This window comes from Pseudomonas sp. GW821-FHT10C09 (assembly GCF_059415465.1).
Genome location: NZ_JBWKNG010000003.1, coordinates 210,053 through 235,617 on the forward strand (window position 1 = coordinate 210,053; position 25,565 = coordinate 235,617).

General features: G+C 58.7%; 24 protein-coding genes. 12 read left to right on the forward strand and 12 right to left on the reverse strand.

Translation table 11 applies throughout. The annotated features are described in order from the left end of the window. Positions 1-3 precede the first annotated feature (3 nt). Together AC07N8_RS03940 and mfd are read right to left on the reverse strand one after the other, a co-directional pair. Positions 4-570, reverse strand: a complete 567-nt coding sequence (locus AC07N8_RS03940) for a CsiV family protein (protein WP_483840225.1) — start codon at positions 568-570, stop codon at positions 4-6. Between the two features lie 10 nt (positions 571-580). Beyond that, on the reverse strand, positions 581-4,030 hold the full coding sequence (mfd, locus tag AC07N8_RS03945) for a transcription-repair coupling factor (protein WP_493142109.1): 3,450 nt from the start codon (positions 4,028-4,030) through the stop codon (positions 581-583). Positions 4,031-4,393: 363 nt separating this feature from the next. Here mfd and AC07N8_RS03950 point away from each other — a divergent pair, with 363 nt between their 5' ends. After that, positions 4,394-5,857, forward strand: a complete 1,464-nt coding sequence (locus AC07N8_RS03950; protein ID WP_140667082.1) for a glyceraldehyde-3-phosphate dehydrogenase — start codon at positions 4,394-4,396, stop codon at positions 5,855-5,857. Positions 5,858-5,992: 135 nt separating this feature from the next. Here the strand turns inward: AC07N8_RS03950 and AC07N8_RS03955 are convergent, their stop codons facing one another. Further along, a complete protein-coding gene (locus tag AC07N8_RS03955; RefSeq protein WP_483840223.1) occupies positions 5,993-7,291 on the reverse strand; it encodes an MFS transporter in 1,299 nt (432 codons plus the stop codon). Between the two features lie 159 nt (positions 7,292-7,450). Between AC07N8_RS03955 and AC07N8_RS03960 the strand changes: the two genes are divergently transcribed. Next, positions 7,451-8,500: an FAD:protein FMN transferase gene (locus tag AC07N8_RS03960; RefSeq protein ID WP_493142107.1), complete on the forward strand. Its 1,050-nt coding sequence runs from the start codon at positions 7,451-7,453 to the stop codon at positions 8,498-8,500. A gap of 208 nt (positions 8,501-8,708) precedes the next feature. Further along, entirely contained in the window at positions 8,709-10,103 is a 1,395-nt protein-coding gene (sthA, locus tag AC07N8_RS03965) for a Si-specific NAD(P)(+) transhydrogenase (protein ID WP_007907752.1), read from the forward strand. Positions 10,104-10,145: 42 nt separating this feature from the next. On the opposite strand, the gene AC07N8_RS03970 is transcribed toward sthA, so the two are convergent. After that, positions 10,146-10,868, reverse strand: coding sequence for a glycerophosphodiester phosphodiesterase (locus AC07N8_RS03970; RefSeq protein ID WP_027921675.1), 723 nt, complete (start codon positions 10,866-10,868; stop codon positions 10,146-10,148). Between the two features lie 14 nt (positions 10,869-10,882). Beyond that, positions 10,883-11,461, reverse strand: a complete 579-nt coding sequence (locus tag AC07N8_RS03975) for a PilZ domain-containing protein (RefSeq protein WP_027921674.1) — start codon at positions 11,459-11,461, stop codon at positions 10,883-10,885. A 94-nt stretch (positions 11,462-11,555) separates the two neighbouring features. Between AC07N8_RS03975 and AC07N8_RS03980 the strand changes: the two genes are divergently transcribed. The 3 genes from AC07N8_RS03980 to AC07N8_RS03990 all read left to right on the forward strand — a co-directional run bounded on the left by AC07N8_RS03980 (position 11,556) and on the right by AC07N8_RS03990 (position 14,804). Beyond that, entirely contained in the window at positions 11,556-12,806 is a 1,251-nt protein-coding gene (locus tag AC07N8_RS03980) for a lipoprotein-releasing ABC transporter permease subunit (RefSeq protein ID WP_123434322.1), read from the forward strand. A 7-nt stretch (positions 12,807-12,813) separates the two neighbouring features. After that, on the forward strand, positions 12,814-13,497 hold the full coding sequence (lolD, locus tag AC07N8_RS03985; protein WP_167360488.1) for a lipoprotein-releasing ABC transporter ATP-binding protein LolD: 684 nt from the start codon (positions 12,814-12,816) through the stop codon (positions 13,495-13,497). Positions 13,498-13,559: 62 nt separating this feature from the next. Beyond that, entirely contained in the window at positions 13,560-14,804 is a 1,245-nt protein-coding gene (locus AC07N8_RS03990) for a lipoprotein-releasing ABC transporter permease subunit (protein WP_493142104.1), read from the forward strand. Positions 14,805-14,926: 122 nt separating this feature from the next. On the opposite strand, the gene AC07N8_RS03995 is transcribed toward AC07N8_RS03990, so the two are convergent. Further along, the gene (locus AC07N8_RS03995; RefSeq protein WP_493142102.1) at positions 14,927-16,276 is read right to left on the reverse strand and encodes a heavy metal sensor histidine kinase; all 1,350 of its coding nucleotides are present in this window, start codon (positions 16,274-16,276) and stop codon (positions 14,927-14,929) included. Then, the gene (locus AC07N8_RS04000) at positions 16,276-16,956 is read right to left on the reverse strand and encodes a heavy metal response regulator transcription factor (protein ID WP_483840218.1); all 681 of its coding nucleotides are present in this window, start codon (positions 16,954-16,956) and stop codon (positions 16,276-16,278) included. The genes AC07N8_RS03995 and AC07N8_RS04000 overlap by 1 nt, the downstream gene beginning before the upstream one ends. Before the next feature lie 155 nt (positions 16,957-17,111). Here AC07N8_RS04000 and copI point away from each other — a divergent pair, with 155 nt between their 5' ends. Together copI and queF are read left to right on the forward strand one after the other, a co-directional pair. After that, entirely contained in the window at positions 17,112-17,636 is a 525-nt protein-coding gene (gene copI, locus AC07N8_RS04005; RefSeq protein ID WP_493142100.1) for a copper-resistant cuproprotein CopI, read from the forward strand. 61 nt (positions 17,637-17,697) lie between these two features. Beyond that, a complete protein-coding gene (queF, locus tag AC07N8_RS04010; protein ID WP_483840216.1) occupies positions 17,698-18,528 on the forward strand; it encodes an NADPH-dependent 7-cyano-7-deazaguanine reductase QueF in 831 nt (276 codons plus the stop codon). Positions 18,529-18,700: 172 nt separating this feature from the next. On the opposite strand, the gene AC07N8_RS04015 is transcribed toward queF, so the two are convergent. Together AC07N8_RS04015 and pcrP are read right to left on the reverse strand one after the other, a co-directional pair. Continuing rightward, positions 18,701-18,964 carry a DUF4404 family protein gene (locus AC07N8_RS04015; protein ID WP_483840215.1) on the reverse strand — a complete coding sequence of 88 codons (264 nt, stop codon included), beginning with the start codon at positions 18,962-18,964 and terminating at the stop codon, positions 18,701-18,703. A 109-nt stretch (positions 18,965-19,073) separates the two neighbouring features. Further along, positions 19,074-19,694: an HAD superfamily inactivated hydrolase PcrP gene (gene pcrP, locus AC07N8_RS04020; RefSeq protein ID WP_493142098.1), complete on the reverse strand. Its 621-nt coding sequence runs from the start codon at positions 19,692-19,694 to the stop codon at positions 19,074-19,076. A gap of 201 nt (positions 19,695-19,895) precedes the next feature. On the opposite strand from pcrP, the gene AC07N8_RS04025 reads away from it, so the two are divergent. Then, positions 19,896-20,585 (forward strand): MlaA family lipoprotein, encoded by a 690-nt coding sequence (locus AC07N8_RS04025; RefSeq protein WP_483840213.1) that lies wholly within the window; start codon positions 19,896-19,898, stop codon positions 20,583-20,585. Between the two features lie 59 nt (positions 20,586-20,644). Here the strand turns inward: AC07N8_RS04025 and AC07N8_RS04030 are convergent, their stop codons facing one another. After that, positions 20,645-20,944, reverse strand: coding sequence for a PilZ domain-containing protein (locus tag AC07N8_RS04030; protein ID WP_483840212.1), 300 nt, complete (start codon positions 20,942-20,944; stop codon positions 20,645-20,647). A 276-nt stretch (positions 20,945-21,220) separates the two neighbouring features. Here AC07N8_RS04030 and rssB point away from each other — a divergent pair, with 276 nt between their 5' ends. Together rssB and rssC are read left to right on the forward strand one after the other, a co-directional pair. Beyond that, complete coding sequence (gene rssB, locus AC07N8_RS04035) at positions 21,221-22,402, forward strand: two-component system response regulator RssB (protein ID WP_007943679.1); 1,182 nt, start codon at positions 21,221-21,223, stop codon at positions 22,400-22,402. Further along, positions 22,402-22,884: an anti-sigma factor antagonist RssC gene (gene rssC / locus AC07N8_RS04040; RefSeq protein ID WP_007943680.1), complete on the forward strand. Its 483-nt coding sequence runs from the start codon at positions 22,402-22,404 to the stop codon at positions 22,882-22,884. The genes rssB and rssC overlap by 1 nt, the downstream gene beginning before the upstream one ends. Positions 22,885-22,957: 73 nt before the next feature. Here rssC and tal read toward each other — a convergent pair whose 3' ends face one another. After that, positions 22,958-23,884 (reverse strand): transaldolase, encoded by a 927-nt coding sequence (gene tal / locus AC07N8_RS04045; protein ID WP_123434332.1) that lies wholly within the window; start codon positions 23,882-23,884, stop codon positions 22,958-22,960. A 283-nt stretch (positions 23,885-24,167) separates the two neighbouring features. On the opposite strand from tal, the gene AC07N8_RS04050 reads away from it, so the two are divergent. Further along, on the forward strand, positions 24,168-24,572 hold the full coding sequence (locus AC07N8_RS04050) for a hypothetical protein (RefSeq protein WP_493142095.1): 405 nt from the start codon (positions 24,168-24,170) through the stop codon (positions 24,570-24,572). Positions 24,573-24,591: 19 nt separating this feature from the next. Here the strand turns inward: AC07N8_RS04050 and AC07N8_RS04055 are convergent, their stop codons facing one another. Beyond that, the gene (locus AC07N8_RS04055) at positions 24,592-25,563 is read right to left on the reverse strand and encodes a glycosyl hydrolase family 5 (protein WP_493142093.1); all 972 of its coding nucleotides are present in this window, start codon (positions 25,561-25,563) and stop codon (positions 24,592-24,594) included. Between the last annotated feature and the right edge of the window lie 2 nt (positions 25,564-25,565).

A 25,565-nucleotide genomic window follows, 5' to 3' on the forward strand; every position in this document is an offset into this window, starting at 1 on the left:
CAATCAGTCCGGTATTTCATCGGGGACTGGCCGAGGCGCAGGGGCGGTGAGCGAGGTGATCTTGATCAACAGGGCGAGGTGGCCGTTGTCGAGGAAGTTCAGCTGGCCGTTCTTGGTGTGGCTTTCTTGCTTGAGGCGTTCGCTGGCGGTGACCATGCCATTGCCGTCAATCTGGTTGACCCAGAAATCGGCGTCGACGTCGGTGAAGCGCCCCAGTTTCAGGCTTAACGTGCCCTCGATCGGGAACTGACCATATTGTTCCTTGCCATCGCTGATCGCCACTTTGCTGTCTTGCTCGCCGAGCGTTTGTTGCCAGGCTTTGTGCAGCAACACGGTGTAGTCCGCGCTGGCCGTGAGTTTTTCCACTTCGCCATTCAGGCTCGGCGTACGCAGGCTGTCCTTGCTGATGGGCTGCGCGCCGGCGGCCCAGTCTTCCGGCGCGGCGCGGCTGACGATAGCGGGTACGGCGTTTTGCCGGACCAGAATCATTTCAATCTGATACAGATCATCGGCAAACGCCGTGGGTGCGACCAGCGTTAACAGCAGGGTCAGAGAGCGAAACAGGCGCATGCGGCGTCCTTCAAGCAGTTTTCGGGATAAGGAGCTCAAGCAGCGCCTCTACAGTATTAAAGCGTTCTTCCGGGCGCTCCATCGGCACCATGAATTTAAACATCGTGGCCCCTTCGAATTTGTAGCGTTTGGGCTGGCCCTGAATCAGTTTGATCAGCGTCAGCGGGTCGACCGGTGTCTGTGCCGCGAACTCGATTCGGCCACCTTGCGGGCCGCCGTCGACTTTCTTGATACCCAGCAATTCGGCCTGCAACTTCAACGCCGTTATGCGCATCAGGTTCTTGGTCGGCTCCGGCAACAGGCCGAATCGATCGATCATCTCGACTTGCAGGTCCTTGAGGCCTTCTTCGTCGGTGGCCGAAGCGATGCGTTTGTAGAGAATCAAGCGGGCGTGAACGTCCGGCAGATAGTCTTCGGGAATCAATGCCGGTACGCGCAGATTGACTTCCGGGCCACCGCCCAGCGGCTGATCGAGGTTTGGTTGCTCGCCCTTGCGGATCGACTTCACTGCACGTTCGAGCATTTCCATGTACAGCGTAAAACCAACCGCCTGGATCTGCCCGCTCTGACCATCGCCCAACAGCTCGCCGGCACCACGGATTTCCAGGTCGTTGGTGGCCAGCACGAAGCCTGCGCCAAGGTCCTGGGTGTTGGCGATCGCCTCCAGACGCTTTTCCGCATCCGGGGTGATCTGCTGGCGCGGCGGTGTCAGCAAGTAAGCATAAGCCTGGTGGTGACTGCGCCCGACACGGCCGCGCAACTGGTGCAGCTGTGCCAGGCCAAATTTGTCGGAACGCTCGATGATGATGGTGTTGGCGCTCGGCACGTCGATGCCGGTCTCGATGATGGTCGAGGCGATCAGCACGTTGAAGCGTTTGTGGTAGAAGTCGCTCATCACTTGTTCGAGTTCACGCTCGCGCATCTGTCCGTGGCCGATACCGATCCGTGCTTCCGGCACCAGTTCGGCGAGGTCGGCGGCGCATTTCTCGATGGTCTTCACGTCGTTGTGCAGGTAGTAAACCTGGCCGCCACGCAGCAGTTCACGGAGCAGGGCCTCTTTGACCGTGCTCTTGTTCTGCTCCATGACGAAGGTCCGCACCGACAGGCGACGGGCCGGCGGGGTGGCGATGATCGACAGGTCGCGCATGCCCGACACGGCCATGTTCAGCGTTCGCGGAATTGGCGTGGCGGTCAGGGTCAGGATGTCGACTTCACTGCGCAGGGCCTTGAGCTGTTCCTTCTGGCGCACGCCGAAACGGTGTTCTTCGTCGATGATGACCAGCCCGAGGTTTTTGATCTTCACGTCATCTTGCAGCAGCTTGTGCGTGCCGATCACGATGTCGATCTTGCCTTCGGCGAGGTCCGCGACCGCAGCGTTCACTTCCTTGGTCGACTTGAAGCGGCTCATCACCTCTACGGTCACCGGCCAATCGGCAAAGCGGTCGCGGAAGCTGTTGTAGTGTTGCTGGGCGAGCAGGGTGGTCGGCACCAGAATCGCCACCTGACGACCGCCGTGTACCGCGATGAAGGCGGCGCGCATCGCCACTTCGGTCTTGCCGAAACCCACGTCGCCGCAGACCAGGCGATCCATCGGCTTCGGCGCGAGCATGTCGGCACGCACCGCTTCGATGGTGGTTTGCTGGTCGGGGGTTTCTTCGAACGGGAAACCAGCGCTGAAGGTTGCGTAGTCGGCTTTCGGATCTTCGAAGGCATAACCTTCGCGGGCGGCGCGACGGGCATAGATGTCGAGCAATTCGGCGGCCACGTCGCGCACCTGTTCGGCGGCTTTGCGCTTGGCTTTTTGCCAGGTTTCGGAGCCGAGACGGTGCAGCGGGGCCAAGGCATCATCGCTGCCGGTGTAACGCGCGATCAGATGCAGGTTGGCCACCGGCACGTACAGCTTGGCGCCTTCGGCATATTGCAACGTGAGGAATTCGGCGGCCTGATCGTCGATCTCCAGCGTGGCCAGCCCGAGGTAGCGACCGACGCCGTGATCGATGTGCACCACCGGCGCGCCTTCGCGCAGCTCGGTGAGGTTCTTGATGACTGCATCGTTGTTGGCGTCGGCGCGTTTTTCGCGGCGACGGCGCTGCATCACGCGCTGACCGAACAACGGACTCTCGGCCACCAGTGCCAGGGCCGGATTGTCGAGCACCAGGCCTTCGTCGAGCGGGGCGATGGTGATTGCCAAACGTTCTTTGCTCGCGACGAAGTCGGGCCAGCTGTCGACGGTTTTCGGTCGCAGCTTCAGGCGTTCGAGCAATTCCAGCAGCACTTCGCGACGGCCCGCCGACTCGGCGGTGAACAGCACGCGTCCAGGGAATTCATCAAGGAAACCCGCCAGCGCCGCCAATGGCTGAGTGGCCTTGGCTTCGATGGCCAGGTTGGGCAGTTCCCGCGCGGGGAAGCGCTCGCGGCCGACACCGGTTTCTACGTCCTGTTGACTGGCCACCACGCGGGGCCAGTTTTTTAGGCGGGCAAAGCAATCCTCTACCGGCAAGAACAGCTCGGCTGGCGGTAATAAAGGACGGGACGGATCGACGCGGCGCTCTTCATAACGATTGCGCACGTCGTTCCAGAAATTCTCCGCCGCTTGCTCGATACCCGGCAGGGAAAACACTTGCGTGTCCTGCGGCAGGTAATCGAACAGTGTGGAGGTTTCGTCGAAGAACAGCGGCAAGTAGTACTCGATACCGGCCGGTGTAATCCCGCTGCTCAAATCCTGAAAGATCGGGCAGCGGCGGAAGTCGACGTCGAAGCGCTCACGGAAGCGTGCCTTGAAGCGCGTGACCGCATCTTTTTGCAGCGGAAATTCACGCGCAGGCAGCAGGCGGACGGTGTCGACCTTGTCGATGGAGCGTTGGTTTTCCGGATCGAACGTGCGCAGCGTTTCGATTTCGTCATCGAACAGGTCGATGCGGAACGGCAGTTTGCTGCCCATCGGAAACAGGTCGATCAGCGAGCCGCGCACCGTGAATTCGCCGTGCTCGTACACTGTGTCGACATAGCGATAACCGCTGGCTTCAAGCCGCGTGCGCATTTGTTCGACGTCGAGCTTCTGGCCAATGTCCAGCACCAGGCTGCTACCGAGCAGGAATTTGGTCGGCGCCAGTCGATGCAGGGCCGTGGTGATCGGCACCACCAGCACGCCATGGCTCAGCTCCGGCAACCGGTAAAGGGCCGAGATGCGCTGGGAAATAATGTCCTGGTGCGGCGAAAACAGATCGTAGGGCAGGGTTTCCCAGTCCGGGAAATGCAGCACGGGCAAATCCGGGGCGAAGAAACTCAGCTCCTGCTCCAGCCGTTCGGCACTTTGGCTGTCGGCGGTCAGCAGCAGGGTAAAGCGCTTGGCAGCGCTGGCAGCCTCGGCGATGGCCAGGCTGAGGGCGGCACCGGGCAAGTTGCCCCAGTGCTGTTTACCTGCCGCGGCAGGGAGAAGCGGTAGACGCAGAACGGGCACGGAAGGTTGAGCTCCAAGCGTTGCGACAAAGTCGGTAATTGTAGCGGCCCCGGGTGCCGTCTGTCAGTTGCAGACTGTGTCTATTACGCAGGTTTGGCGAAATGTAGTGGTAAAGACAAAATTCGCCGCTTTTTTACTGTTATTTGCTGATTATGTAGTGGCAAAACCAACCAGTGTTACGGAGGGTTACGGACAAGGTAGCGTTGTCTCCAAAAAATTGACTGCGCTGGAAGCCCCGGTTTTATTGGGCTTCGGCGTAGCGTGATTTTTTTGAACAGGAAAATGTTACGGATCGCACGACAAGCGCGCATTGCTACGGGAGGGAGTCGGCGGCATAATGTAGCCCCTTTTTTCTGCCCCTACATGTGGAAGGTTCCCGTGACTCAGAAGCCCGACCAGTGTCTTGGTGAATGGATCGACCGTGAAGCACTCGCAGAAGCGATGATTCCGCTTATCGGTCAGCTCTACCGCAATAACAACGTGGTGAGCTCGATCTATGGCCGCAGCCTGATCAACCGTTCAGTCATTGCGATTCTCAAAGCTCACCGCTTTGCCCGTCATCGTCAGTCCGATGACAGCGAATTGTCCGTCCACGAAACATTCCCGCTGCTCAAGGCGATGAGCGAGCTCAAGCTCGGCGCCGCTTCGGTAGACTTGGGCAAGCTTGCGGTCAAGTTCAAGGCCGAAGGCAAAGGTCGCACTGCCGAGCAGTTCGTCCGTGAAGAACTGGCTGACGTCGTTGGTCAGCAGAACGTTGCCGCGCGCAAAGGCACCGACGTTGTCCTGTACGGCTTCGGTCGTATCGGTCGCCTGCTGGCGCGTATCCTGATCGAGAAAACCGGTGGTGGCGACGGCTTGCGTCTGCGCGCCATCGTTGTCCGCAAGGGCGCCGAGAACGATCTGGTCAAGCGTGCAAGCCTGCTGCGCCGTGATTCGGTTCATGGTCCGTTCGACGGCACCATCACCATCGATGAAGCCAACAGCACCATCACCGCCAACGGCAACCTGATCCAGGTTATCTACGCGAAGAACCCGACTGAAGTGGATTACACCCAGTACGGCATCAAAGACGCGCTGCTGGTGGACAACACCGGTGTATGGCGTGACGCCGAGGGCCTGGGTCAACACCTGGCTTGCCCGGGTATCGACCGCGTTGTTCTGACCGCGCCGGGTAAAGGCAAGCTGAAGAACATCGTTCACGGCATCAACCACGGTGAAATCACCGCTGACGACAAGATCGTTTCCGCCGCTTCCTGCACCACCAACGCCATCGTGCCGGTGCTGAAAGCTGTGAACGACAAGTTCGGCATCGTCAATGGTCACGTTGAAACGGTTCACTCGTACACCAACGACCAAAACCTGATCGACAACTTCCACAAGGGCGATCGCCGTGGCCGTAGCGCCGCGCTGAACATGGTCATCACCGAGACCGGTGCTGCCACTGCTGCTGCCAAGGCACTGCCTGAGCTGGCTGGCAAGCTGACCGGTAACGCGATCCGCGTTCCAACGCCAAACGTGTCGATGGCCATTCTCAACCTGAACCTTGAGAAAGCCGCCACTCGCGAAGAGATGAACGAGTACCTGCGCTACATGGCGCTGCACTCCGATCTGCATAAGCAAATCGACTACGTCAACTCGCAGGAAGTGGTTTCCACCGACTTCGTTGGCTCGCGCCACGCAGGCGTTGTGGACGCTGAAGCGACCATCACCCAAGACAACCGCGTTGTTCTGTACGTTTGGTACGACAACGAATTCGGTTACAGCTGCCAAGTGGTACGCGTGATGGAAGACATGGCCGGTGTAAACCCGCCAGCGTTCCCGCGCTAAGCGTTAGCAACACATGAAACGCCCCGGCCTAGGTCGGGGCGTTTTTGTTTGTGCGCTTTGTCAGGTGTTGGTGTGTTGTGCCGGCCTCATCGCGAGCAGGCTCGCTCCGGGCGGCGATCCGACGATGGCTTTCTATCAGGCGCCGCCAGCCACTGCCGCCTTCGCAGTTCGCAACTCATGACGATTACCCCGGAACAACACCAGCGTCGCGATCAACCCCAACACCGCCGCACCACTGAGCCAGATCCCCGGCGCAGCCTTGTTGTCCAACACATGAATCAGATACGTACACGCCGCCGGGGTAAACCCGCCGAACGTCGCCGTCGCCAGGCTGTAGGCCAACGAGAACCCGGTCGTACGAACCTCTACCGGCATGATCTCGGTCAGTGCCACCACCATGGCGCCGTTGTACGAGCCATACAGGAATGACAGCCACAATTCGACAATCAGCAAATGGCTGAAGCTCGGGTTCGCCACCAGCCACGACAGGGCCGGATAAGCGGTGAGGATTGCCAGAATCGTCGCCGCCAACAGTAGGGGTTTACGTCCGATCTTGTCAGACACGGTACCCATCACCGGCAGCCAGAAGAAGTTCGACAGGCCGATGCACACCGTCACCAGCAGCGCATCCAGGTCCGACAGATGCAGTTCGGCTTTGCCGAAAGTCGGGGTGTAAGCGGTGATCAGGTAGAACGACACGGTGGTCATCACCACCAATGCCATGCCGGCGATAACAATGCCAAAGTTCTGACTGATCGAACGGATGATGTCCCGCAGGGTAGGGCGGTGTTTACGCGCCTGGAACTCCGGTGTTTCTTCCAGCGAACGTCGAATCACGAAGATCACCGGCACGATCATGCAGCCGATCAGGAACGGCACGCGCCAGCCCCAGTCACCCATTTGTTCCGGGCTGAGCCAGTGGTTCAAACCGACGCCCAGCAGGCCGGCGAACACCACCGCGGCTTGTTGGCTAGCGGACTGCCAACTGACGAAAAAGCCCTTGCGACCAGGCGTCGAAATCTCGGCGAGGTACACCGACACGCCACCCAATTCCACGCCGGCCGAGAAGCCTTGCAGCAGTCGACCGAACAACACGATCAGCGGCGCCGCGACGCCCAGCGTGGCGTAGCCTGGCACGCAGGCAATCAGCACCGTGCCGGCGGCCATCATGGCCAGGGTGATGATCAAGCCTTTGCGACGACCATGACGGTCGATATAGGCGCCGAGGAAAATCGCGCCCAGCGGACGCATCAGGAAGCCGGCCCCGAAGGTGGCCAGTGACAACATCAGGGAAGCGAAAGCGCTGTCGGCAGGGAAGAAGGTTTTGGCGATGGCCGTGGCGTAGAAGCCGTAGACCATAAAATCGAACATCTCCAGGAAGTTTCCGCTGACGACGCGAAAAATTGCTTTGCCGTTGCTCGTATTGGAAGACATTTCTAGGCACTCACGCTGGATCTTGTTTGAAAACGCTGCACCTGTGTGTGGCGGTCGTAAGTCCTGTCACCGCTATCGTGTGCAGGCTCGCTCCCACAGGTTTTACGTTTGATTGGCGGGCGCTGGCAGACCTCGCTCTCCTGCGCTCTGAGGCCCATAATGGCGGGCGCGGTTTTGAGGGGAGATGAAGATTTGTTAACTGGACGATGGGGCGCACTTGTGGTTCTGGCCGGCGTTTTGTGCGGATGTGGCAACGGCGACAGCCTGGAAACCTTCGGCGGCCCGACCATGGGCAGCACTTACTCGATCAAATACGTGCGCCGCGAAGGTCTTCCTGCCCCAAAAGACGTCCAGGCCGAAGTCGAAAAGATCCTCGCTGACGTCGATCAACAAATGTCGACCTACCGCAGCGACTCCGATATCGAACGCTTCAACGATCTCCCCACTAATCGCTGTCAGAAAATGCCGGCGTCGATCCTCAAATTGATTCGCGTCGGTGAACAGCTGTCAGAGCAAAGCGAAGGTTCCTACGACCTGACAGTAGAACCGTTGCTCAATCTCTGGGGATTTGGCCCGCAGGCCCGTGAGGAAAAAGTCCCGAGCGCTCAGGCACTGGCCGAAGTGCGGCAACGCGTCGGTTACCAACACCTGCGCATCGACCGCGATCAGTTGTGCAAGGATGCCGCCGTCGAAGTTGACTTCAACAGCATCGCCGCCGGTTATGCCGTCGACACCATTGCCGCCAGGCTCGAAGCCATGGGAATTCACGATTACCTCGCCGAAGCCACGGGCGAGCTCAAGGCTGCCGGCAGGAAACTCGATGGTTTACCCTGGCGAATTGCCCTCGAAGAACCCCGGGATGATCAGCAGGTGGCGCAAAAAATTATCGCGGTGGACGGCTATGGCGTTTCCACCTCCGGCGATTACCGCAACTATTTTCAGCAGGACGGAAGGCGTTATCCCCACACCTTCGATGCGCGCACCGGTGCACCGATCCTACATACCCTGGCGTCAGTCACGGTGATTCATCCTTCAGCGTTGATGGCCGATGGACTATCGACGTTGTTGCTGATTCTCGGCCCTGAACGGGGTTGGGACTATGCCCAGGCACATGACATTGGTGCATTCTTTGTGATTCGTGCCGATACAGGTTTCGTCACACGAACCAATCAGGCTTTTGAACGCCTCAGTGGCGGCAAAGCTGAGTGATGGCAATGATTCAAGCAATGAAGACTGGCGTTGTAGTGCAGGCAAAACTAGCCTACGACGCGACCAAGGGTTAATGTGCGCGGCGTTGACGCTTCTATAGACTGTGTCCGGGTTCTGCACTGGCCCCAAATTGTTCCTTCACGCCACAGATCGGCGTGATTTAGCCGCAGGGTGCCGATGGCGCCGCGGCCTGTTCTGAGGAGTACGCATGGCTGTCTACAACTACGACGTGGTGGTGCTGGGTTCCGGCCCGGCGGGAGAAGGCGCGGCAATGAACGCCGCCAAAGCAGGGCGCAAGGTGGCGATGGTCGATAGCCGTCGCCAGGTCGGCGGCAACTGCACCCACCTGGGTACCATCCCGTCCAAGGCACTGCGTCACTCGGTCCGGCAGATCATGCAGTTCAACACCAACCCGATGTTCCGGGCCATTGGTGAGCCGCGCTGGTTCTCGTTTCCGGACGTGCTGAAAAGCGCCGAGAAAGTCATTTCCAAACAAGTCGCTTCGCGTACCGGCTACTACGCCCGTAACCGCGTCGACGTGTTCTTCGGCACCGGCAGCTTCGCCGACGAGCAAACCATCGAAGTGGTCTGCGCCAACGGTGTGGTCGAGAAGCTGGTGGCCAAGCACATTATCATCGCCACCGGTTCGCGTCCTTATCGCCCGGCGGACATCGATTTCCACCACCCGCGTATCTACGATAGCGACACCATCCTCAGCCTCGGCCACACCCCGCGCAAACTCATCGTCTACGGCGCTGGCGTGATCGGTTGCGAATACGCGTCGATCTTCAGTGGTCTGGGTGTGCTGGTTGAGCTGGTGGACAACCGTGGTCAATTGCTGAGCTTCCTCGACTCGGAAATTTCCCAGGCGTTGAGCTACCACTTCAGCAACAACAACATCACGGTTCGCCACAACGAAGACTACGACCGCGTCGAAGGCGTGGACAACGGTGTGATCCTGCACCTCAAGTCCGGCAAAAAAATCAAGGCCGATGCCTTGCTCTGGTGCAACGGCCGTACCGGTAACACCGACCAGTTGGGTCTGGAAAACATCGGCGTGAAGGTCAACAGCCGTGGCCAGATCGAAGTCGACGAAGCCTACCGCACCTGCGTACCGAACATTTACGGTGCCGGTGACGTGATCGGCTGGCCGAGCCTGGCGAGTGCCGCGCATGACCAGGGCCGTTCGGCCGCTGGCAGCATCGTCGATAACAACAGCTGGCGCTTTGTGAATGACGTGCCGACCGGCATCTACACCATTCCGGAAATCAGCTCGATCGGCAAGAACGAGCAGGAGCTGACCCAGGCCAAGGTGCCTTACGAAGTGGGCAAGGCGTTCTTCAAGAGCATGGCGCGAGCACAGATCGCGGGCGAGCCTCAGGGCATGCTGAAGATCCTGTTCCACCGCGAAACCCTGGAAGTGCTGGGCGTTCACTGCTTCGGTTATCAGGCGTCGGAGATCGTGCACATCGGTCAGGCGATCATGAGCCAGCCGGGCGAACTGAACACCCTGAAGTATTTCGTCAACACGACGTTCAACTACCCGACCATGGCTGAAGCCTATCGGGTAGCGGCATACGATGGCCTCAACCGGCTTTTTTGAGCGGCTCCGGCCGGTGGCCTGAGCCGGCCGGGGAGACCGATTTCAGCAATTCTCGAGCGTGGCGCTGGCCAAACCGGGAAAGTCTGTAATCAGGCTGTCAACGCCGAAGTCGGCGAGTCTGCGCATCAGCGCGGGCTCGTTGACTGTCCACACCGACACATGCAGCCCTTGACGCTGCGCCTTCTGCAGGCGTTCCGGCGTACACAGCGTCCAGTTCAACGCCAGAATGTCACAGCCATAGCTTTGCGCGACCTTCAGCGGGTCGAGCCAGGCGTATTCGGCGACTAATCCGCGAGACACATCCGGCACCAGGTCCAGCGCAGCCTTGAGCACTTCGCGTGAACTCGAGGTGATCGTGACCTTGTCGAGCAGGCCGAAACGCTGGGCCATTTCACGAATCGCCAGCACCGTTGTCGCGGCGCGGGTGCGTGAAGCGCTTTTGACTTCCAGCTGCCAGTGATCGAAATCGCACTTTTCGAACAATTCTTCCAGCGTCGGAATCGGGCAGGGTTTGATCCAGCCCGGGCCACCCTTGCGTGCGTCGTAAGTCACCAGCTCGGCCGCCGTATGTTCGACGACTTTGCCGCGACGGTCAGTGGTGCGCTTGAGTGTCGGGTCATGGATGACCATCAACTCGTTGTCCATGGACAGGTGCAGGTCCAGTTCGCAACGGCGCACGCCGTGTTTGAGGCATTCCTGAAAGCTGGTCAGGGTGTTTTCCGGTGCTTCGCCCTTGGCGCCGCGATGGCCGTAGATGAGGGTCACGGTTCTTCCTTAAATTAAATGCCTGATTCGTTTTCGCGGGCCAGTCGACGTTCCTGGGCCTGCTTCTGCAAAATGTAGCGGGCCAGCAACTGCCGCTGGGCGTCGGTTGGGCGTTCGAACTCGGTGCCGACGTCAAAGGCACCCGCCTTGCGGTCGCAATGGGTGACGCGGGCTCGCAGCAACAGGCCAAGGGCTTGCGGCATCAACACCAGCTTGACCGACAGGTGCGCGCCCACGGCGATCGGCGTCGGGTACTGAAAGTCGATACCGCCTTCGGAAATGATCACCGGCTGCGGCTCGCCAATCTGCCCGAGCACGGTGATTGCGATCACCTGGCTGAGTAAATCGATGCGTTTGTTCTGGGATTTCAGGAACGCTGCGAGGTTGCGGTCACGTTCACTGATCTGGCGTAGCAGGTGTTGCGACTCGAATTCGCTCAGGTGCAGCTCGCTGAGCAAGTTGAACAGTGGAGAAGCATCCTGCAACACTTCCAGGCCGGCGGCCTCGGGAGCGGACAGGGTCCGAATTTCCAGTGCGATCGTGTCCTCGATACGGTAGTATTCGCGGCGATCTTCTTCATCTAATGTCGACATGGCGAACCCATGGTAGCGGCGGTGGTCTGAGTGTAAAGCTGGTTCTCGACCCCCGCCACAAGGACGTTCCTTTTCCCTCCGAACAAGCCCCGACATGTTCAGACCTCTCTTCGTATTTATTGGCACGCGTTATACCCGTGCAAAGCGTCGCAATCATTTTGTGTCGTTCATTTCCCTGACTTCAATGATCGGTCTCGCCCTCGGCGTGGTGGTGATGATTGTGGTGCTGTCGGTCATGAACGGCTTCGATCATGAGATGCGCACCCGCGTGCTGGGCATGGTGCCTCACGCGACCATCGAGTCCGGTGAGCCGATCAGCGACTGGCAAAGCCTGGCCGCCAAGGTCAAGCAGAACCCGCAGGTGACGGCCGTGGCGCCGTTTACCCAGATGCAGGGTTTGCTGACCAACAACGGCAAAGTTTCCAAAGTCCTGCTCAATGCCATCGATCCTGCGCTGGAGCGCAACGTCTCGATCATTGATAACTTCATGCAGCAGGGCAAACTCGACGATCTCGTGCCGGGTGAATTCGGCATCGTCATCGGTGACAAGGCCGCGGCCAAGCTCGGTGCCGCCCTCGGCGACAAGCTGACGTTTGTCGCGCCGGAAGTCACCGTGACCCCGGCCGGCATGTTCCCGCGCATGAAACGCTTTACCGTGGTCGGCATCTTCCATGTCGGTGCCGGTGAGCTGGACGGTTATCTGGGCATCACCAACTTGCAGGACCTGGCCAGGCTGCACCGCTGGAAGCCGGATCAGGTGCAGGGCATCCGCCTGAAGTTCGACGACCTGTTCCAGGCGCCGCGCACCGCGTGGAGCATCGCTCAACAGCTGGGCGAAGATCGTTATTACGCCCGTGACTGGACCCGCACCCACGGCAACCTGTACCAGGCGATCCGCATGGAAAAAGCCATGATCGGCCTGCTGTTGTTGCTGATCGTCGCCGTTGCCGCGTTCAACATCATTTCCACGCTGGTGATGGTGGTGAACGACAAGAAGGGCGATATTGCGATTCTGCGCACCCTGGGCGCCACTCCGCGCACGATCATGGCGATCTTCATGGTGCAGGGCACCGTCATCGGCGTGGTCGGTACGCTGATCGGCGCCGTGGTCGGGATCTTCGCCGCGCTGAACGTCAGTGCCGCGATCTCGGCCCTCGAAGGTGTGATCGGCCATAAATTCCTCAACGCCGACGTGTACTTCATCGATTACCTGCCGTCGCAAGTGCAGAGCCAGGACGTCTTGATGGTCTGCGGCGCCGCGTTGGTCCTGAGTTTCCTCGCCACCCTGTATCCAGCCTGGCGTGCCGCGCGCACCCAGCCTGCGGAGGCGCTACGTTATGAGTGAGTCGGGCATGAGTGATAAAGCAATCTTGAGCTGCCGCAACCTGGGCAAATCCTACGAGGAAGGCCCGGAGTCGGTGGAAGTGCTGGCCGGTCTGCAACTGGAGTTGCACCCGGGCGAGCGTGTGGCGATTGTCGGCACCTCGGGTTCGGGCAAAAGTACCTTGCTCAACCTGCTGGGTGGTCTGGATACGCCGACCAAGGGCAGCGTCTGGCTCGACGGTGAAGAACTGTCGGCACTGAGCGAGAAGAACCGCGGCCTGCTGCGTAACCGTTCCCTCGGCTTCGTGTACCAGTTCCACCACTTGCTGCCGGAATTCACCGCGCTGGAAAACGTCTGCATGCCGTTGCTGATCGGCAAGACCGCGATTCCGGAAGCCCGTCAGCGCGCCACGGCATTGCTGGAGCGGGTAGGTCTGGGCCATCGCCTGGAGCACAAACCGTCCGAATTGTCCGGCGGCGAACGTCAGCGCGTTGCCATCGCCCGTGCCCTGGTGAACAAGCCAGGCCTGGTGATGCTCGACGAGCCGACCGGCAACCTCGACTCCCACACCGCCCAGGGTATTCAGGATTTGATGCTGGAACTCAGCACCTCGATGCGCACCGCGTTCCTGGTGGTGACCCATGACATGAACCTGGCTCGCCAGATGGATCGCGTCCTGCATTTGCAGGAAGGTTGCCTGACACCCATCTGATTGACCGAAACCCGGCGTCTTGAAGGACGTCGGGTCTTTTATTTTTATACGGTGCCCAGCGAATGTTCAGACCGTTATCGATCTTCATCGGCGCGCGCTATACCCGCGCCAAGCGCCGCAATCGCTTTGTTTCCTTCATATCGATGACCTCGATGATCGGCCTCGCCCTCGGTGTGCTGGCGATGATCGTGGTGTTGTCGGTGATGAACGGCTTTCAGCGCGAAATGAGCTCGCGGATCCTCGGCATGGTGCCGCACGCGACCATCGTCGGCGTGAATCCGATTGACGATTGGCAGCCGGTTGCAGCGGCCGCAATGAAAAATCCGGAAGTCACGGCGGCCGTGCCGTTCACCGAGATGGAAGGCATGCTCTCTTACAAGGGCTCGATGCAGCCGATCCAGGTCAGCGGCGTCGATCCGGCATTGGAAGGCAAGGTGTCAATCGTTGCCAAGCACATCGTTCAGGGGCGTCTGGATGCCTTGAAACCGGGTGAGTTCGGCGTAGTGATTGGCGAGATCACGGCGCGGCGTTTCCGTTTGAACGTCGGCGACAAGATCACCCTGATCGTGCCGGAAGTCAGCACCGCCCCGGGCGGGATTACTCCGCGCATGCAGCGCCTGAACGTGGTTGGCGTGTTCAAGGTCGGGGCTGAGCTGGACGGTTCGATGGCGTTGATCCACATGGCCGATGCCGCGCAGATGCAGCATTGGGAGCCGAATCAGGTGCAGAGCGTGCGCCTGGCGGTGAAGGATCTGTACGCCGCGCCGCAAGTGTCGAGCGACATTGCCAGCGGTCTGGGGGCTGCCTACAAGGCTGACGACTGGACCCACACCCAGGGCAGTCTGTTCAGCGCGATGAAAATGGAAAAAACCATGATCGGCCTGCTGTTGCTGATGATCGTCGCGGTGGCAGCGTTCAACATTATCGCGACCCTGATCATGGTGGTGAACGACAAGGGCGCGGACATCGCGATCCTGCGCACCATCGGCGCCACGCCGGGGCAGATCATGGCGATCTTCATGGTCCAGGGCACCGTGATCGGGATTGTCGGGACCTTGATTGGTGGCGTGTTGGGCGTGATTGCGGCGCTGAACGTCAGTGAACTGGTGGGCTGGATCGAGCGGGTGAGCGGTCAGCACATTTTCAGTTCTGATGTGTATTTCGTCAGCAACCTGCCTTCGGAATTGCAGGGCGGGGATGTCCTGTTGATTTGCTCGGCGGGGTTTATCTTGAGCTTCCTGGCGACGGTCTATCCGGCTTGGCGTGCGGCGAAGATTGAGCCGGCTCATGCGTTGCGGTATTCGTAAGCCGTAACATCCTTTCGCGAGCAGGCTCGCTCCCACCTTGATCGGCTTGGATCACACATTTGTGAATGACGCCGAACCTTGTGGGAGCGAGCTTGCTCGCGAAGAGGCCATTCCTGCTGTCCTCAATCCTTTTTAGGCAACTCAATCACAAACCGCGTCCACCCATTCCCCGATTCGCAACGGATCTGCCCGCCATGGGCACGCACGATCGACTGCGTAATCGCCAGCCCCAACCCCGCATGTTCGCTGCTACCTTCCTGGCGCGCCGGATCGGCCCGATAAAACCGGTCAAACAGTCGAGGCAGCAACGCCCCGTCAATCCCGTCGCCACTGTTCTCAACCGTCAGGTTCAATCCTTTGGCCTGCTCGACAATCCGCACCCGAACCTCACCCTCGGCCGGTGTGAACCGCAACGCGTTGTCCAGCAAATTGGAGAGCGCCCGGCGCAACATGCTGCGGTCACCCTCCAGGCGCGCGCTGCCTTCCCGCGTGAGCGTCACCCGAGCGTCTTCCGCCAGCAGCGCAAAATACTCCAGCAACAGATCCACTTCCTCCGCCAGTTCCAGCGCTTCGCGCTTGGGCGTCAGTAATCCGTGATCCGCTTTTGCCAGGTACAACATGTCGTTGACCAGTTGCGCCATCCATTGCAGTTCTTCGAGGTTGCTGTGCAGCGCCTCGCGGTAATCCTCGATGGGTCGGGGGCGGGTGAGGGTGACCTGCGTGTGGGTCAGCAGGTTCGACAGTGGCGTGCGCAGTTCGTGGGCAATGTCGGCGGAGAACGCCGAGAGCCGTTGAAAAGAGTCGTCAAGGCGTCCGAGCATGGCGTTGAAACTGTGGGCCAATTCCGCGAGTTCTGGCGGCATGTTCTCTTCCGGCAGGCGCGCATTCAGTGATTGCGCCGACACGCCACGGGCAACCGCACTCATGCGCCGCAACGGACGCAAACCACTGCGCGCCGCCCAGGCGCCGAGCAGGGCGGTGGCCAGGGCTGACAACCCCACGGTCAGCCAGATCAGATGCTGCATGCGTTGCAGAAAGTGCTGGTGATGGGTGATGTCCAGCAACAAGGTCAGTTGTGGGGAATCAGGTTTGTCGACAAACAACGGCGCATTCAGCACGCGGTAGTCGGTGCCGCCGTTGTTGAGGGTCGATAAGCCGGGTGTTTGCGGCAGCTTGTCCGGCAGCTGCGTCGAACTGTCATACCAGCGCTGGCCATCGCTGCCGGTAATACGCAGCGACAGATCGGCCTGGCGGCTCAATTCATCCGCGAGTCTGGTTTCGCTCTCGCTGGATTGAATGTCGTGAAGCGCCCGGCGCAATCCAATCAACTTGCCGTCCAGCAATTGCTGATCAAGCTCGACGAAGTGTGCCTCGCTGGCGCGACTGAACAACACCCCGGCAAACAGCGAAACCACCGCCGTGCAGGCCGCAAACAGCAATGCCAGGCGGCTGCTCAACGAAAGACGCCGCATCAGGCGATACGCTCTTCAAGGACGTAACCCATGCCGCGCACGGTATGGATCAGCTTGTTGGGGAATTCATCGTCGATCTTAAGGCGCAAACGACGGATCGCGACTTCGATCACATTGGTGTCGCTGTCGAAATTCATGTCCCAGACCTGAGAGGCGATCAGCGATTTGGGCAGGACTTCGCCCTGACGGCGCAGGAGCATTTCCAGCAAGGCGAACTCTTTGGCCGTGAGGTCGATGCGCTGGCCGCTGCGCTCAACGCGACGTCGGATCAGGTCCAGGCGCAAATCGGCCAGTTGAAGGCTGGTTTCCTGTGGCGAGGCGCTGCCGCGACGCAACAGGCTGCGGACCCGGGCCAACAGTTCCGAGAAAGCGAACGGTTTGACCAGGTAATCGTCTGCACCCAGTTCGAGGCCATGGACCCGGTCTTCTACCGCGTCACGCGCCGTCAGAAAAAGTACGGGCGTATCGAGGCCGGCACTGCGCACCGCTTGCAGAATCTGCCAGCCATCGCGACCGGGCAGCATCACATCGAGAATCAACAATGCGTAGTCGCCGCTCAACGCCAGTTGTTGCCCGGTGCTGCCGTCGGCCACCAGTTCGGTGTTGAAACCGGCCTCGGTCAGGCCCTGGCGCAGGTAGTGGCCGGTTTTCGGTTGGTCTTCGACGATCAGCAATTTCATGGGCGACTCTGGGCAAATGGAACGAACGCTTTATACCGTGGGCAGCGTTATGACAGGTCAACCTGACAAAGTTGTAATCTGGCTGTCAGGTTGCGGGCAGTGGCCGCAGTTTAGAGTTTTCCACAGGCTGAACCTTATCTTGTTGGAGTACGACGATGTTTTTGCGCAAATCTTTGCTGCGGGTGGCGTGTCTGTTGGCGTTGAGTTCGCCGGTATGGGCTGCCCCGGCGCATACCTATGACTTCGGCCAGCCCGCTGCGGCGGCCAAGGCGACTCGCAGTATTGAAGTGGTGATGGGCGACATGTCGTTCACCCCCAAGGCGATCGATATCAAGGCCGGTGAGACCATTCGTTTTGTGCTGGTGAATAAAGGCCAGTTGCTGCATGAATTCAACCTGGGGGACGCGGCGATGCATGCCAAACACCAGCAGGAAATGTTGCAGATGCAACAGAGTGGCATGCTGACGCCTACAGGCATGAAGGAAATGGACCACGGTTCGATGGCGGGCATGGATCATGGAATGATGAAACACGACGACCCGAACAGCGTCCTCGTCGAGCCGGGTAAAACCGCCGAGCTGACCTGGACCTTCACCAAGGCCACCAGCCTGGAATTTGCCTGCAACATCCCCGGCCATTATCAGGCGGGCATGGTCGGCAAGTTGACTGTCAGTCAGTAAGCACTCAATGGCGGGCGCAAAGGCTGGTAGAATCCGCTGATTCTTCAGTCAGGTTTCCGCCATGCATCCCGCAGCCGAACACTCGCCGCTGGGCAAATCCAGCGAATACATCGCCACTTACACGCCGTCCCTGCTGTTCCCGATTCCGCGTACCGCGAAATGGGCCGAGCTGGGGCTGACGGCTGAGACCCTGCCGTATCAAGGCGTGGATTTCTGGAACTGCTTTGAACTGTCGTGGCTGTTGCCGTCCGGCAAGCCAGTGGTGGCGATTGGCGAGTTCAGCATCCCGGCGGATTCGCCGAACATCATCGAATCGAAGTCGTTCAAGCTGTATCTGAACTCGCTGAACCAGACACCGTTTGCCGATACGGCGAGCCTCGAAGCGACGCTGGCGAAAGACCTGTCGGCGGCTGCCGGCAAACCGGTTGGCGTGCGCATTCGCAGTCTCAAGGACGTTGAAGCCGAAGGCGTGGTTGCGTTGCCGGGTGTGTGTATCGACGACCTGGACATCAGCGTCAGCAACTACGAACATCCGCGTCCGGAACTGCTGCGTTGCGATGAATCGCGCATTGTGGAAGAGAGCGTGCACAGCCATTTGCTCAAATCCAACTGCCCGGTCACCAGTCAGCCGGACTGGGGCAGCGTGGCGGTGCAATACCGTGGCGCGGCACTGGATCACGCGAGTTTGCTGGAATACATCGTGAGCTTCCGTCAGCACTCGGACTTTCATGAGCAGTGCGTGGAGCGGATTTTCCTCGACTTGCAGCGCCTGCTGAAGCCGGAGAAGTTGACGGTGTATGCGCGTTATGTGCGCCGTGGTGGATTGGATATCAACCCGTACCGCAGTACCGAAACCGTTCAACTGCCGAACCACCGCCTGGTCCGCCAGTGAAGATCTAATGTGGGAGCGAGCCTGCTCGCGAAAGCGCCAGCACATTCAATATTTATGTGACTGATACTCCGCCTTCGCGAGCAGGCTCGCTCCCACAGGGGATTGCATTGCAACCCCCCCGGATATGAAAAGCCCCGCTATCGCTAGCGGGGCTTTTTTGTATCCGACGGGTTCAGATCCCGATGTTGACCAGGGTTTGCGCGATGTTGCGCAAGGTGCCGGCAATGACCGGGTGTTCGAGTTCAAAGCGATCGACGGCCAGGTTGACGCCGTCAGCCAGGCTCGAATCCTTGGTTTTGGTTTCCAGTTCAAGTTCCAGTTCGATCTGTTGCATCAGCGCGTGCAGGTCTTCGCGCTCGGCTTCGGACAGCGGTGGATTCTGTTCCAATTGCTCGCGCAGAGTATTGAGCTGGTCTTGCAGTTCGCGGGCAGGCATGGCGTTCTTCCTTTTATCGATAGGCACTGGCATAGACCGCAGCCTCGCGCCAAAGGTCTATGGCTGACCTTTAGATTAATCCACTTGCGCGCAACCTGCATGATCTCGGTCAGGGCTTTTCGCCCTTGAGCCGGCGCAGGCTGATATCGGCCAGGCAGGTGTCGAGGTCGCCGAGATGATCGATCACCGAATGCACGCCCAGCCCGAATAGCTGCATCGTCGCCTTTCCGCGCAAGTGCTCGCGTTCCTTTTGGGTCAATGCGTGCCATTCGCCGGGTGCGAGACCGCACAGCGATCCGCAGGACGCCAGGCCAATCGTCCACAATCCGGCGTTCAGCCCCGATTGCAGCAACCGTGGTTCGCCACTGACCAGCACGCAGCCATCCAGGCGTTCGACATTCAACGTCATCAGGGCTTGCCAGCAAGCATTCGGAGCAGGCCATGGGTTGATTGTTGCGGGATGTTGCGACGAAGTGATCCAGGAGGGCAGGGTGACGGCCAGGGAATGGCTGAGGGCGGGGGGTAATTCATCAAGCCAGGCGCAGGGAATTTGCTGGCGCTGCAAACTGCTCAGGCTGTCCAGCGCGCCAGGAGTAGCCTCGGCGTGCTCGGCAGAATAAGCCCCGTGTTGCCGCGTCCGGGCGCCGAAATCCACCAGGCAACCACTGAGGCCGAACAGGACGGCGGTCAAGCTGGGTGCTGCAACGGGCAAGGTTTCGGCGTGCGGCATAGGAGCGTCCCTGAAATAGTGACAAGGCTATGCGGCGTCAGTGACAGTTGAGTGACATTGATGTGAAGCGCTCTCAATCAGGATGATTCATCTTCAGGCAAATACGCGCGAGGCTGCCTAAACCGGCTTTTCCGTCTTATACTTGCCAGCTTAACGCCCGGGCCAAGTGCCCGCGCCAGTAAAAATCCAAGGAGTTTTTCTATGCGCTGGAGCAATCATCTCGCTCAGCTTTTTGTGTGTGCCAGCGTGTTGCTGGTTCCGTTTGTGGCTCAGGCTGCTTCGGAAGACGATCCTTGGGAAAGCGTTAACCGTCCGATCTTCAAGTTCAACGATGTGGTCGATACGTATGCGCTCAAGCCTGTGGCTCAGGGCTATGAGTTCATCACGCCGCAGTTTCTGGAAGACGGCATCCACAACATGTTCCGTAACGTCGGTGACGTCACCAACCTGGTGAACAACATTCTGCAGGCCAAACCGGCCGCGGCGGGCACCGACACTGCACGTATCATCTTCAACACCACGTTCGGCCTGCTGGGCTTCTTCGATGTGGGCACCAAGATGGGCCTGAATCGTAACGACGAAGACTTCGGTCAAACCCTCGGCTACTGGGGTGTCGGTAGCGGCCCCTACGTGATGCTGCCGCTGTTGGGCCCAAGCACCTTGCGTGATGCGCCTTCCAAGTACGTCGACGGCTATACCGGCCCGTATCCGTACATCAACGATGTACCGGTGCGTAACTCGGTCTTCGGCCTGAACATCGTCGACACGCGCGCCAGCTTGCTGTCGAGCGAGAAGCTGATCACCGGCGACAAGTACACCTTCATCCGCAATGCGTACTTGCAGAACCGCGAATTCAAAGTCAAAGACGGCAAGGTTGAAGACGATTTTTAATCTCGACCGATAAAATGAAGAAGGCGGCCCATGGCCGCCTTCTTTCGTTTGGATCCGGTTTATTTCATCTTCAAGATTGTAAGCCCGAGTTTCTGGCCTTCACCGTCCAAAGGCTTCACCCACACCACTTCGGTGTCGGCCTCAAGGCCTTTTAATGCGGCGTGATCGGAATCGATGCGCACGTTGAGCCGGTCACCCACCTTGAACACACGCTTCGCTTCAACCTGCATGCCACTGCTGGAAAGGTCGATGCAGACGGCTGGCACCTCATCACCTTCATGAATCAACGACACATCGGCATCGACTCGCATGCGGATGAAATCGCGCTTTTCGCTGTAGTCCCGACCGGTTTGACTCATGGGCTCGATCCTTCCATTGGGTTACGGATTTGTCTGTTCTTATAACTCCCGGTGATTTGACAAGTAAAGACGCCAAGCGACCATCGGCGTGAGCTTGAAACGCCTCTCGGATGGGAGTACCGTCTGCGCCTTAGAAGGGCACCTCTGGTGTACAGGTGAGTAGGGCAAACGCTCGAAAACGGTGCAATAGAGAGGCTAGAAAGCGAATCCAGTAGTGTGAGCCGGGCTAAAACCCGTGCCTGCTACGCCAACCTAATTCTGGCGCCGTTTGCCCACATGCCAAAAACCAGTGCCACGCTGCTGATAATCGATGATGACGAGGTAGTGCGCGCGAGTCTCGCGGCCTATTTGGAAGACAGTGGTTTCAGTGTCCTGCAGGCCAGCAATGGCCAACAGGGTCTTCAGGTATTCGAGCAAGACAAGCCCGACTTGGTCATCTGCGATCTGCGCATGCCGCAGATGGGCGGACTCGAACTCATTCGCCAGGTTACCGAACGGTCCCCGCAAACGCCGGTGATTGTAGTTTCGGGTGCCGGCGTGATGAACGACGCGGTCGAGGCACTGCGCCTGGGCGCGGCGGATTACCTGATCAAGCCTCTCGAAGATCTGGCCGTGCTCGAGCATTCCGTGCGCCGGGCCCTGGATCGTGCGCGCCTGCTGCTGGAAAACCAGCGCTACCGCGAGAAGCTGGAAAAGGCCAACCGTGAGCTCGCCGCCAGCCTGAACCTGCTCCAGGAAGACCAGAATGCCGGTCGCCAGGTGCAGATGAACATGCTGCCGGTCAGCCCCTGGACCATCGACGAGTTCCAGTTTGCGCACCAGATCATCCCGTCGCTGTACCTGTCGGGTGATTTCGTTGACTACTTTCGGGTCGATGAGCGTAGGGTAGCCTTCTACCTGGCAGACGTTTCCGGGCATGGCGCTTCTTCAGCGTTCGTTACCGTGCTGCTGAAGTTCATGACCACGCGCTTGCTGTTCGAATCCAAGCGCAGCGGTACATTGCCGGAATTCAAGCCTTCAGAGGTCCTTGGTCATATCAACCGAGGCCTGATCAGTTGTAAGCTGGGTAAACACGTCACAATGGTCGGTGGAGTCATCGACGAGGAGACAGGTTTGTTGACCTATAGCATCGGCGGTCATTTGCCGTTGCCAGTGTTGTACACGCCAGACAGTGTTCGTTATCTGGAAGGGCGCGGTCTGCCGGTGGGCCTCTTTAATGAAGCCACCTACGAAGATCACGTACTGGAGCTGCCGCCGACGTTCAGTCTGACGCTGATGTCTGATGGCATTCTGGACCTTTTGCCAGAACCTACACTCAAAGAAAAAGAAGCGGCGTTGCCCCAACGGGTCAAGGCTGCGGGCGGCACCCTGGATGGGCTGCGGCAGGTTTTTGGATTGGCCACGCTAGGGGAGATGCCGGATGATATCGCCCTGTTGGTGTTGAGCAGGAATCTTTAATGAGTACCGGTAGAATCCAGTTCGCCGAGCAGGACGGCACCTTCGTCCTGAAATTCGTCGGTGAAGTTCGCCTGACCCTGTGTTCGGCGTTGGATGCGACTATTGATCGGATCTTCACCGCGTTGAATTTCAACGCAATCGTGATCGACCTGACCGAAACCCGCAGCATCGACAGCACCACCCTTGGCCTGCTGGCCAAATTGTCGATCCTGTCGCGGCAGAAAGTCGGCCTGCTGCCGACTGTCGTCACCACCCACGAAGACATCACCCGGCTGCTCGAATCCATGGGCTTCGAGCAAGTGTTCAACATTGTTGACCAGCCTGTGCCTTGCCCGGAATGCCTGGACGACTTGCCAGACCAGGACCAGTCCGAGGAAGTGGTGAGGATCAAGGTTCTTGAAGCCCACAAAATCCTCATGGGCCTCAATGACCACAATCGCGAAGCGTTCCATGACCTGGTGAATGCGCTGGAGCGTCACTGATCGCTTGAAGTAACGGGCACAAAAAAGGGCGAACCCACCAGGGTTCGCCCTTTTTGCATTGCGCTAACTCAAATCACAGCTTGGCTTGCAGCAGTGCCTCAAGCTTCTCCTGGTCGCGAGCAAACTGACGAATGCCCTCAGCCAGTTTCTCGGTGGCCATTGCGTCTTCGTTGGACAACCAACGGAACTGCGCTTCATTCAAGCTCAAACGCGCCTCGCCGGCATGCCCAGGCGCCAACTTGCGCTCCAGCTTGCCAGTGTCCGCTGCCAGCTTCTCCAGCAGGTCCGGGCTGATGGTCAGGCGATCACAACCGGCCAATTGCTCAATCTGGCTCAGGTTGCGGAAGCTCGCGCCCATCACCACCGTCTTGTAGTCATTGGCTTTGTAGTAGTTGTAGATACGGGTCACCGACTGCACGCCCGGATCATCCGCGCCGGTGTAGTCGTTGCCGTTGGCTTTCTTGTACCAGTCGTAAATCCGGCCCACGAACGGCGAGATCAGGAACACACCTGCATCGGCGCACGCGGCTGCCTGAGCAAATGAGAACAACAGTGTCAGGTTGGTCTGAATACCTTCTTTTTCCAGTGTCTCTGCCGCACGAATGCCTTCCCAGGTGGAGGCAATCTTGATCAGCACGCGGTCACGGCCGATGCCGGCCTTGTCATACAGCTCGATCAGACGGTGCGCGCGCTTCAATACGGCGTCAGTGTCGAACGATAGGCGCGCATCCACTTCAGTGGAAATGCGGCCCGGTACAACCTTCAGAATCTCTTGCCCGACCGCAACGCCAAAACGGTCGCTGGCCAGGCCCACATCGCCTTTGCAATCGTGAACGCAGGCGTTCAGCAATTCGGCATAGGCAGGAATCGCCGCGGCTTTGAGCAGCAGGGAAGGGTTAGTGGTGGCGTCCACCGGTTTAACGCGAGCGATCGCTTCGAAGTCGCCGGTATCGGCAACCACGGTGGTCATTTGTTTCAGTTGTTCCAGCTTGGAAGTCATGGGCGTGCTCTGTCCTGTGGGTCTAATGACATTACCCGAGCGCTGACAGCCACTCAAGGGCGCATGTACGTATCAATGGCCCCAGCGGCAACAACCTGAAAACGGCTGTTTGAATGGCGGGGCACGGTGTCGGTTAATACGATGCCAAAACCGGGCACAGGTTCAAGGTAACTGACCGCTGACGCCTTATCTTGAGGAGGCGCGCTGTTAAAAAGGGTCGGGGTCCGCCGTTATAATATGTCAAATAGCGAGGCCCGGATGCCGTGTAACGTGCTGCTGATAAATGGATGTGTCGGACGGGAAGATGACTTCACAGGGGAAGCAGGTGTCTGGAAATGTGGAGGCCTTCGATGACTTAATCCTGGGTTATGTCCTGAAGAAACTCACCGAAGTATTTGAAGAGTTGATGGCAGTTTCAAAAGATAACCACCCGGATAATTTGCAGGGCGTGGTTGCAATGGGCAAGGTTAAAGCCGCAAAAAATATCCCCGGTTGGCTGCAGCGAGTGAAACACAGCACGCCTTCTCAGGTCACCCGCGTAATGATGGAGCAAATGAACGACGCGCAACAACGTCAGCAAGACCTGCGCATTGAAGCGCAAGTCGTATTGTTGGAAGTGCTGGTGGAAGCCTCACTGGCGGTCGACGCGACGAGTTATTCCGAATATAAGAACAAAAGCCTCCCTTAAACGCGGAGGCAGTTATCCGCTATTGTGCCTTTAATAGCGTCTTGACAGCCGCTTCCGCTGGTTTGGAGTTGCCATCAGAAGACTTCAATCCAAAACTTCGTTCACGATCATTGCTGCCTGAGTCGCTGTTTTTCCATTCGTAAAGAGAGGTCAGCGGTATGTTCAGTTGTTTGACGTCGGTAATGAATCTGGTGATGCGTGTGGCCTGTCCGGTTGTTCCGCCGATGGAATTGAGCGATGGCACTCCCCATTCGGTAATCACGCCGGGTACATGAAAGTTGTTGAGAATAAATGCTTGGGCAGTGTTGATCTCGGTACCCGACATGCCATAGGGATGATAGGAGACAGCACTCAGGCATTTCGGATGCTCAGCAATGATTTTAGTCAGTGCTGCGGTCGACTTGGAGCCTGTGGTGGGCGCACGTGCGAATCCAAACCCGATCAGCGGTGTTGAATGATCGCGCTTTTGTAACCCATTGCACACCGCGCTCATGAACGGCGCAAAGGTTACTTCAAAATCCTGTGTGGGCCAGTATTTTGGCAGGTCCGGTTCATTCCATATTTCAATGGCAACAAGCTGCGTGCTGTAGGTGTTTTCCAGCTCTATGACTGAGTTTGCGAATGCCACACCTGCGCTGGCGAGTTCATCGTCACCGCTTTTCGATTTGCCGGTTAACGCTTTGGTTGAGCGAACGGTCATCAATACCGGCAGGTTGGCGGATTTGGCGGCAGCGAACGCTTCATTGATCTGATTCTGGTACGCCGGGCTTTTCAAGCTGTTGGTCCATACGCCAAAACGCACGAATCCGAAGCCGGAATCCTTGATTTGCCGGGCATCGGTGGTAGAAAAATTTTGAATCTTTACCTGAACGCCTATGGTTTTGTTGCCCTCTGCCAGGGCTGGAAAAACCTGGCTGGCGTTAGCGTGATTGAATGCGCCGAATATCAATAGTGTTGAAGCTGTAATACATCGAAAACACGTTAAGGTCATGT

Excerpts from the sequence above, each read along its gene's own strand:
- tal (WP_123434332.1), bottom strand. The coding sequence starts at position 23,884 with ATGACTTCCAAGCTGGAACAACTGAAACAAATGACCACCGTGGTTGCC.
- rssC (WP_007943680.1), top strand. The coding sequence starts at position 22,402 with ATGAGTACCGGTAGAATCCAGTTCGCCGAGCAGGACGGCACCTTCGTC.
- AC07N8_RS03980 (WP_123434322.1), top strand. The coding sequence starts at position 11,556 with ATGTTCAGACCTCTCTTCGTATTTATTGGCACGCGTTATACCCGTGCA.
- AC07N8_RS03975 (WP_027921674.1), bottom strand. The coding sequence starts at position 11,461 with ATGTCGACATTAGATGAAGAAGATCGCCGCGAATACTACCGTATCGAG.
- AC07N8_RS03955 (WP_483840223.1), bottom strand. The coding sequence starts at position 7,291 with ATGTCTTCCAATACGAGCAACGGCAAAGCAATTTTTCGCGTCGTCAGC.
- rssB (WP_007943679.1), top strand. The coding sequence starts at position 21,221 with ATGCCAAAAACCAGTGCCACGCTGCTGATAATCGATGATGACGAGGTA.
- AC07N8_RS03940 (WP_483840225.1), bottom strand. The coding sequence starts at position 570 with ATGCGCCTGTTTCGCTCTCTGACCCTGCTGTTAACGCTGGTCGCACCC.
- AC07N8_RS04030 (WP_483840212.1), bottom strand. The coding sequence starts at position 20,944 with ATGAGTCAAACCGGTCGGGACTACAGCGAAAAGCGCGATTTCATCCGC.
- pcrP (WP_493142098.1), bottom strand. The coding sequence starts at position 19,694 with ATGCCGCACGCCGAAACCTTGCCCGTTGCAGCACCCAGCTTGACCGCC.
- queF (WP_483840216.1), top strand. The coding sequence starts at position 17,698 with ATGCATCCCGCAGCCGAACACTCGCCGCTGGGCAAATCCAGCGAATAC.
- AC07N8_RS03960 (WP_493142107.1), top strand. The coding sequence starts at position 7,451 with ATGGCGGGCGCGGTTTTGAGGGGAGATGAAGATTTGTTAACTGGACGA.
- AC07N8_RS04015 (WP_483840215.1), bottom strand. The coding sequence starts at position 18,964 with ATGCCTGCCCGCGAACTGCAAGACCAGCTCAATACTCTGCGCGAGCAA.
- AC07N8_RS03950 (WP_140667082.1), top strand. The coding sequence starts at position 4,394 with ATGTGGAAGGTTCCCGTGACTCAGAAGCCCGACCAGTGTCTTGGTGAA.
- AC07N8_RS03990 (WP_493142104.1), top strand. The coding sequence starts at position 13,560 with ATGTTCAGACCGTTATCGATCTTCATCGGCGCGCGCTATACCCGCGCC.
- sthA (WP_007907752.1), top strand. The coding sequence starts at position 8,709 with ATGGCTGTCTACAACTACGACGTGGTGGTGCTGGGTTCCGGCCCGGCG.
- AC07N8_RS04055 (WP_493142093.1), bottom strand. The coding sequence starts at position 25,563 with ATGACCTTAACGTGTTTTCGATGTATTACAGCTTCAACACTATTGATA.
- AC07N8_RS04000 (WP_483840218.1), bottom strand. The coding sequence starts at position 16,956 with ATGAAATTGCTGATCGTCGAAGACCAACCGAAAACCGGCCACTACCTG.
- lolD (WP_167360488.1), top strand. The coding sequence starts at position 12,814 with ATGAGTGATAAAGCAATCTTGAGCTGCCGCAACCTGGGCAAATCCTAC.
- copI (WP_493142100.1), top strand. The coding sequence starts at position 17,112 with ATGTTTTTGCGCAAATCTTTGCTGCGGGTGGCGTGTCTGTTGGCGTTG.
- AC07N8_RS03995 (WP_493142102.1), bottom strand. The coding sequence starts at position 16,276 with ATGCGGCGTCTTTCGTTGAGCAGCCGCCTGGCATTGCTGTTTGCGGCC.
- AC07N8_RS04050 (WP_493142095.1), top strand. The coding sequence starts at position 24,168 with ATGGATGTGTCGGACGGGAAGATGACTTCACAGGGGAAGCAGGTGTCT.
- AC07N8_RS04025 (WP_483840213.1), top strand. The coding sequence starts at position 19,896 with ATGCGCTGGAGCAATCATCTCGCTCAGCTTTTTGTGTGTGCCAGCGTG.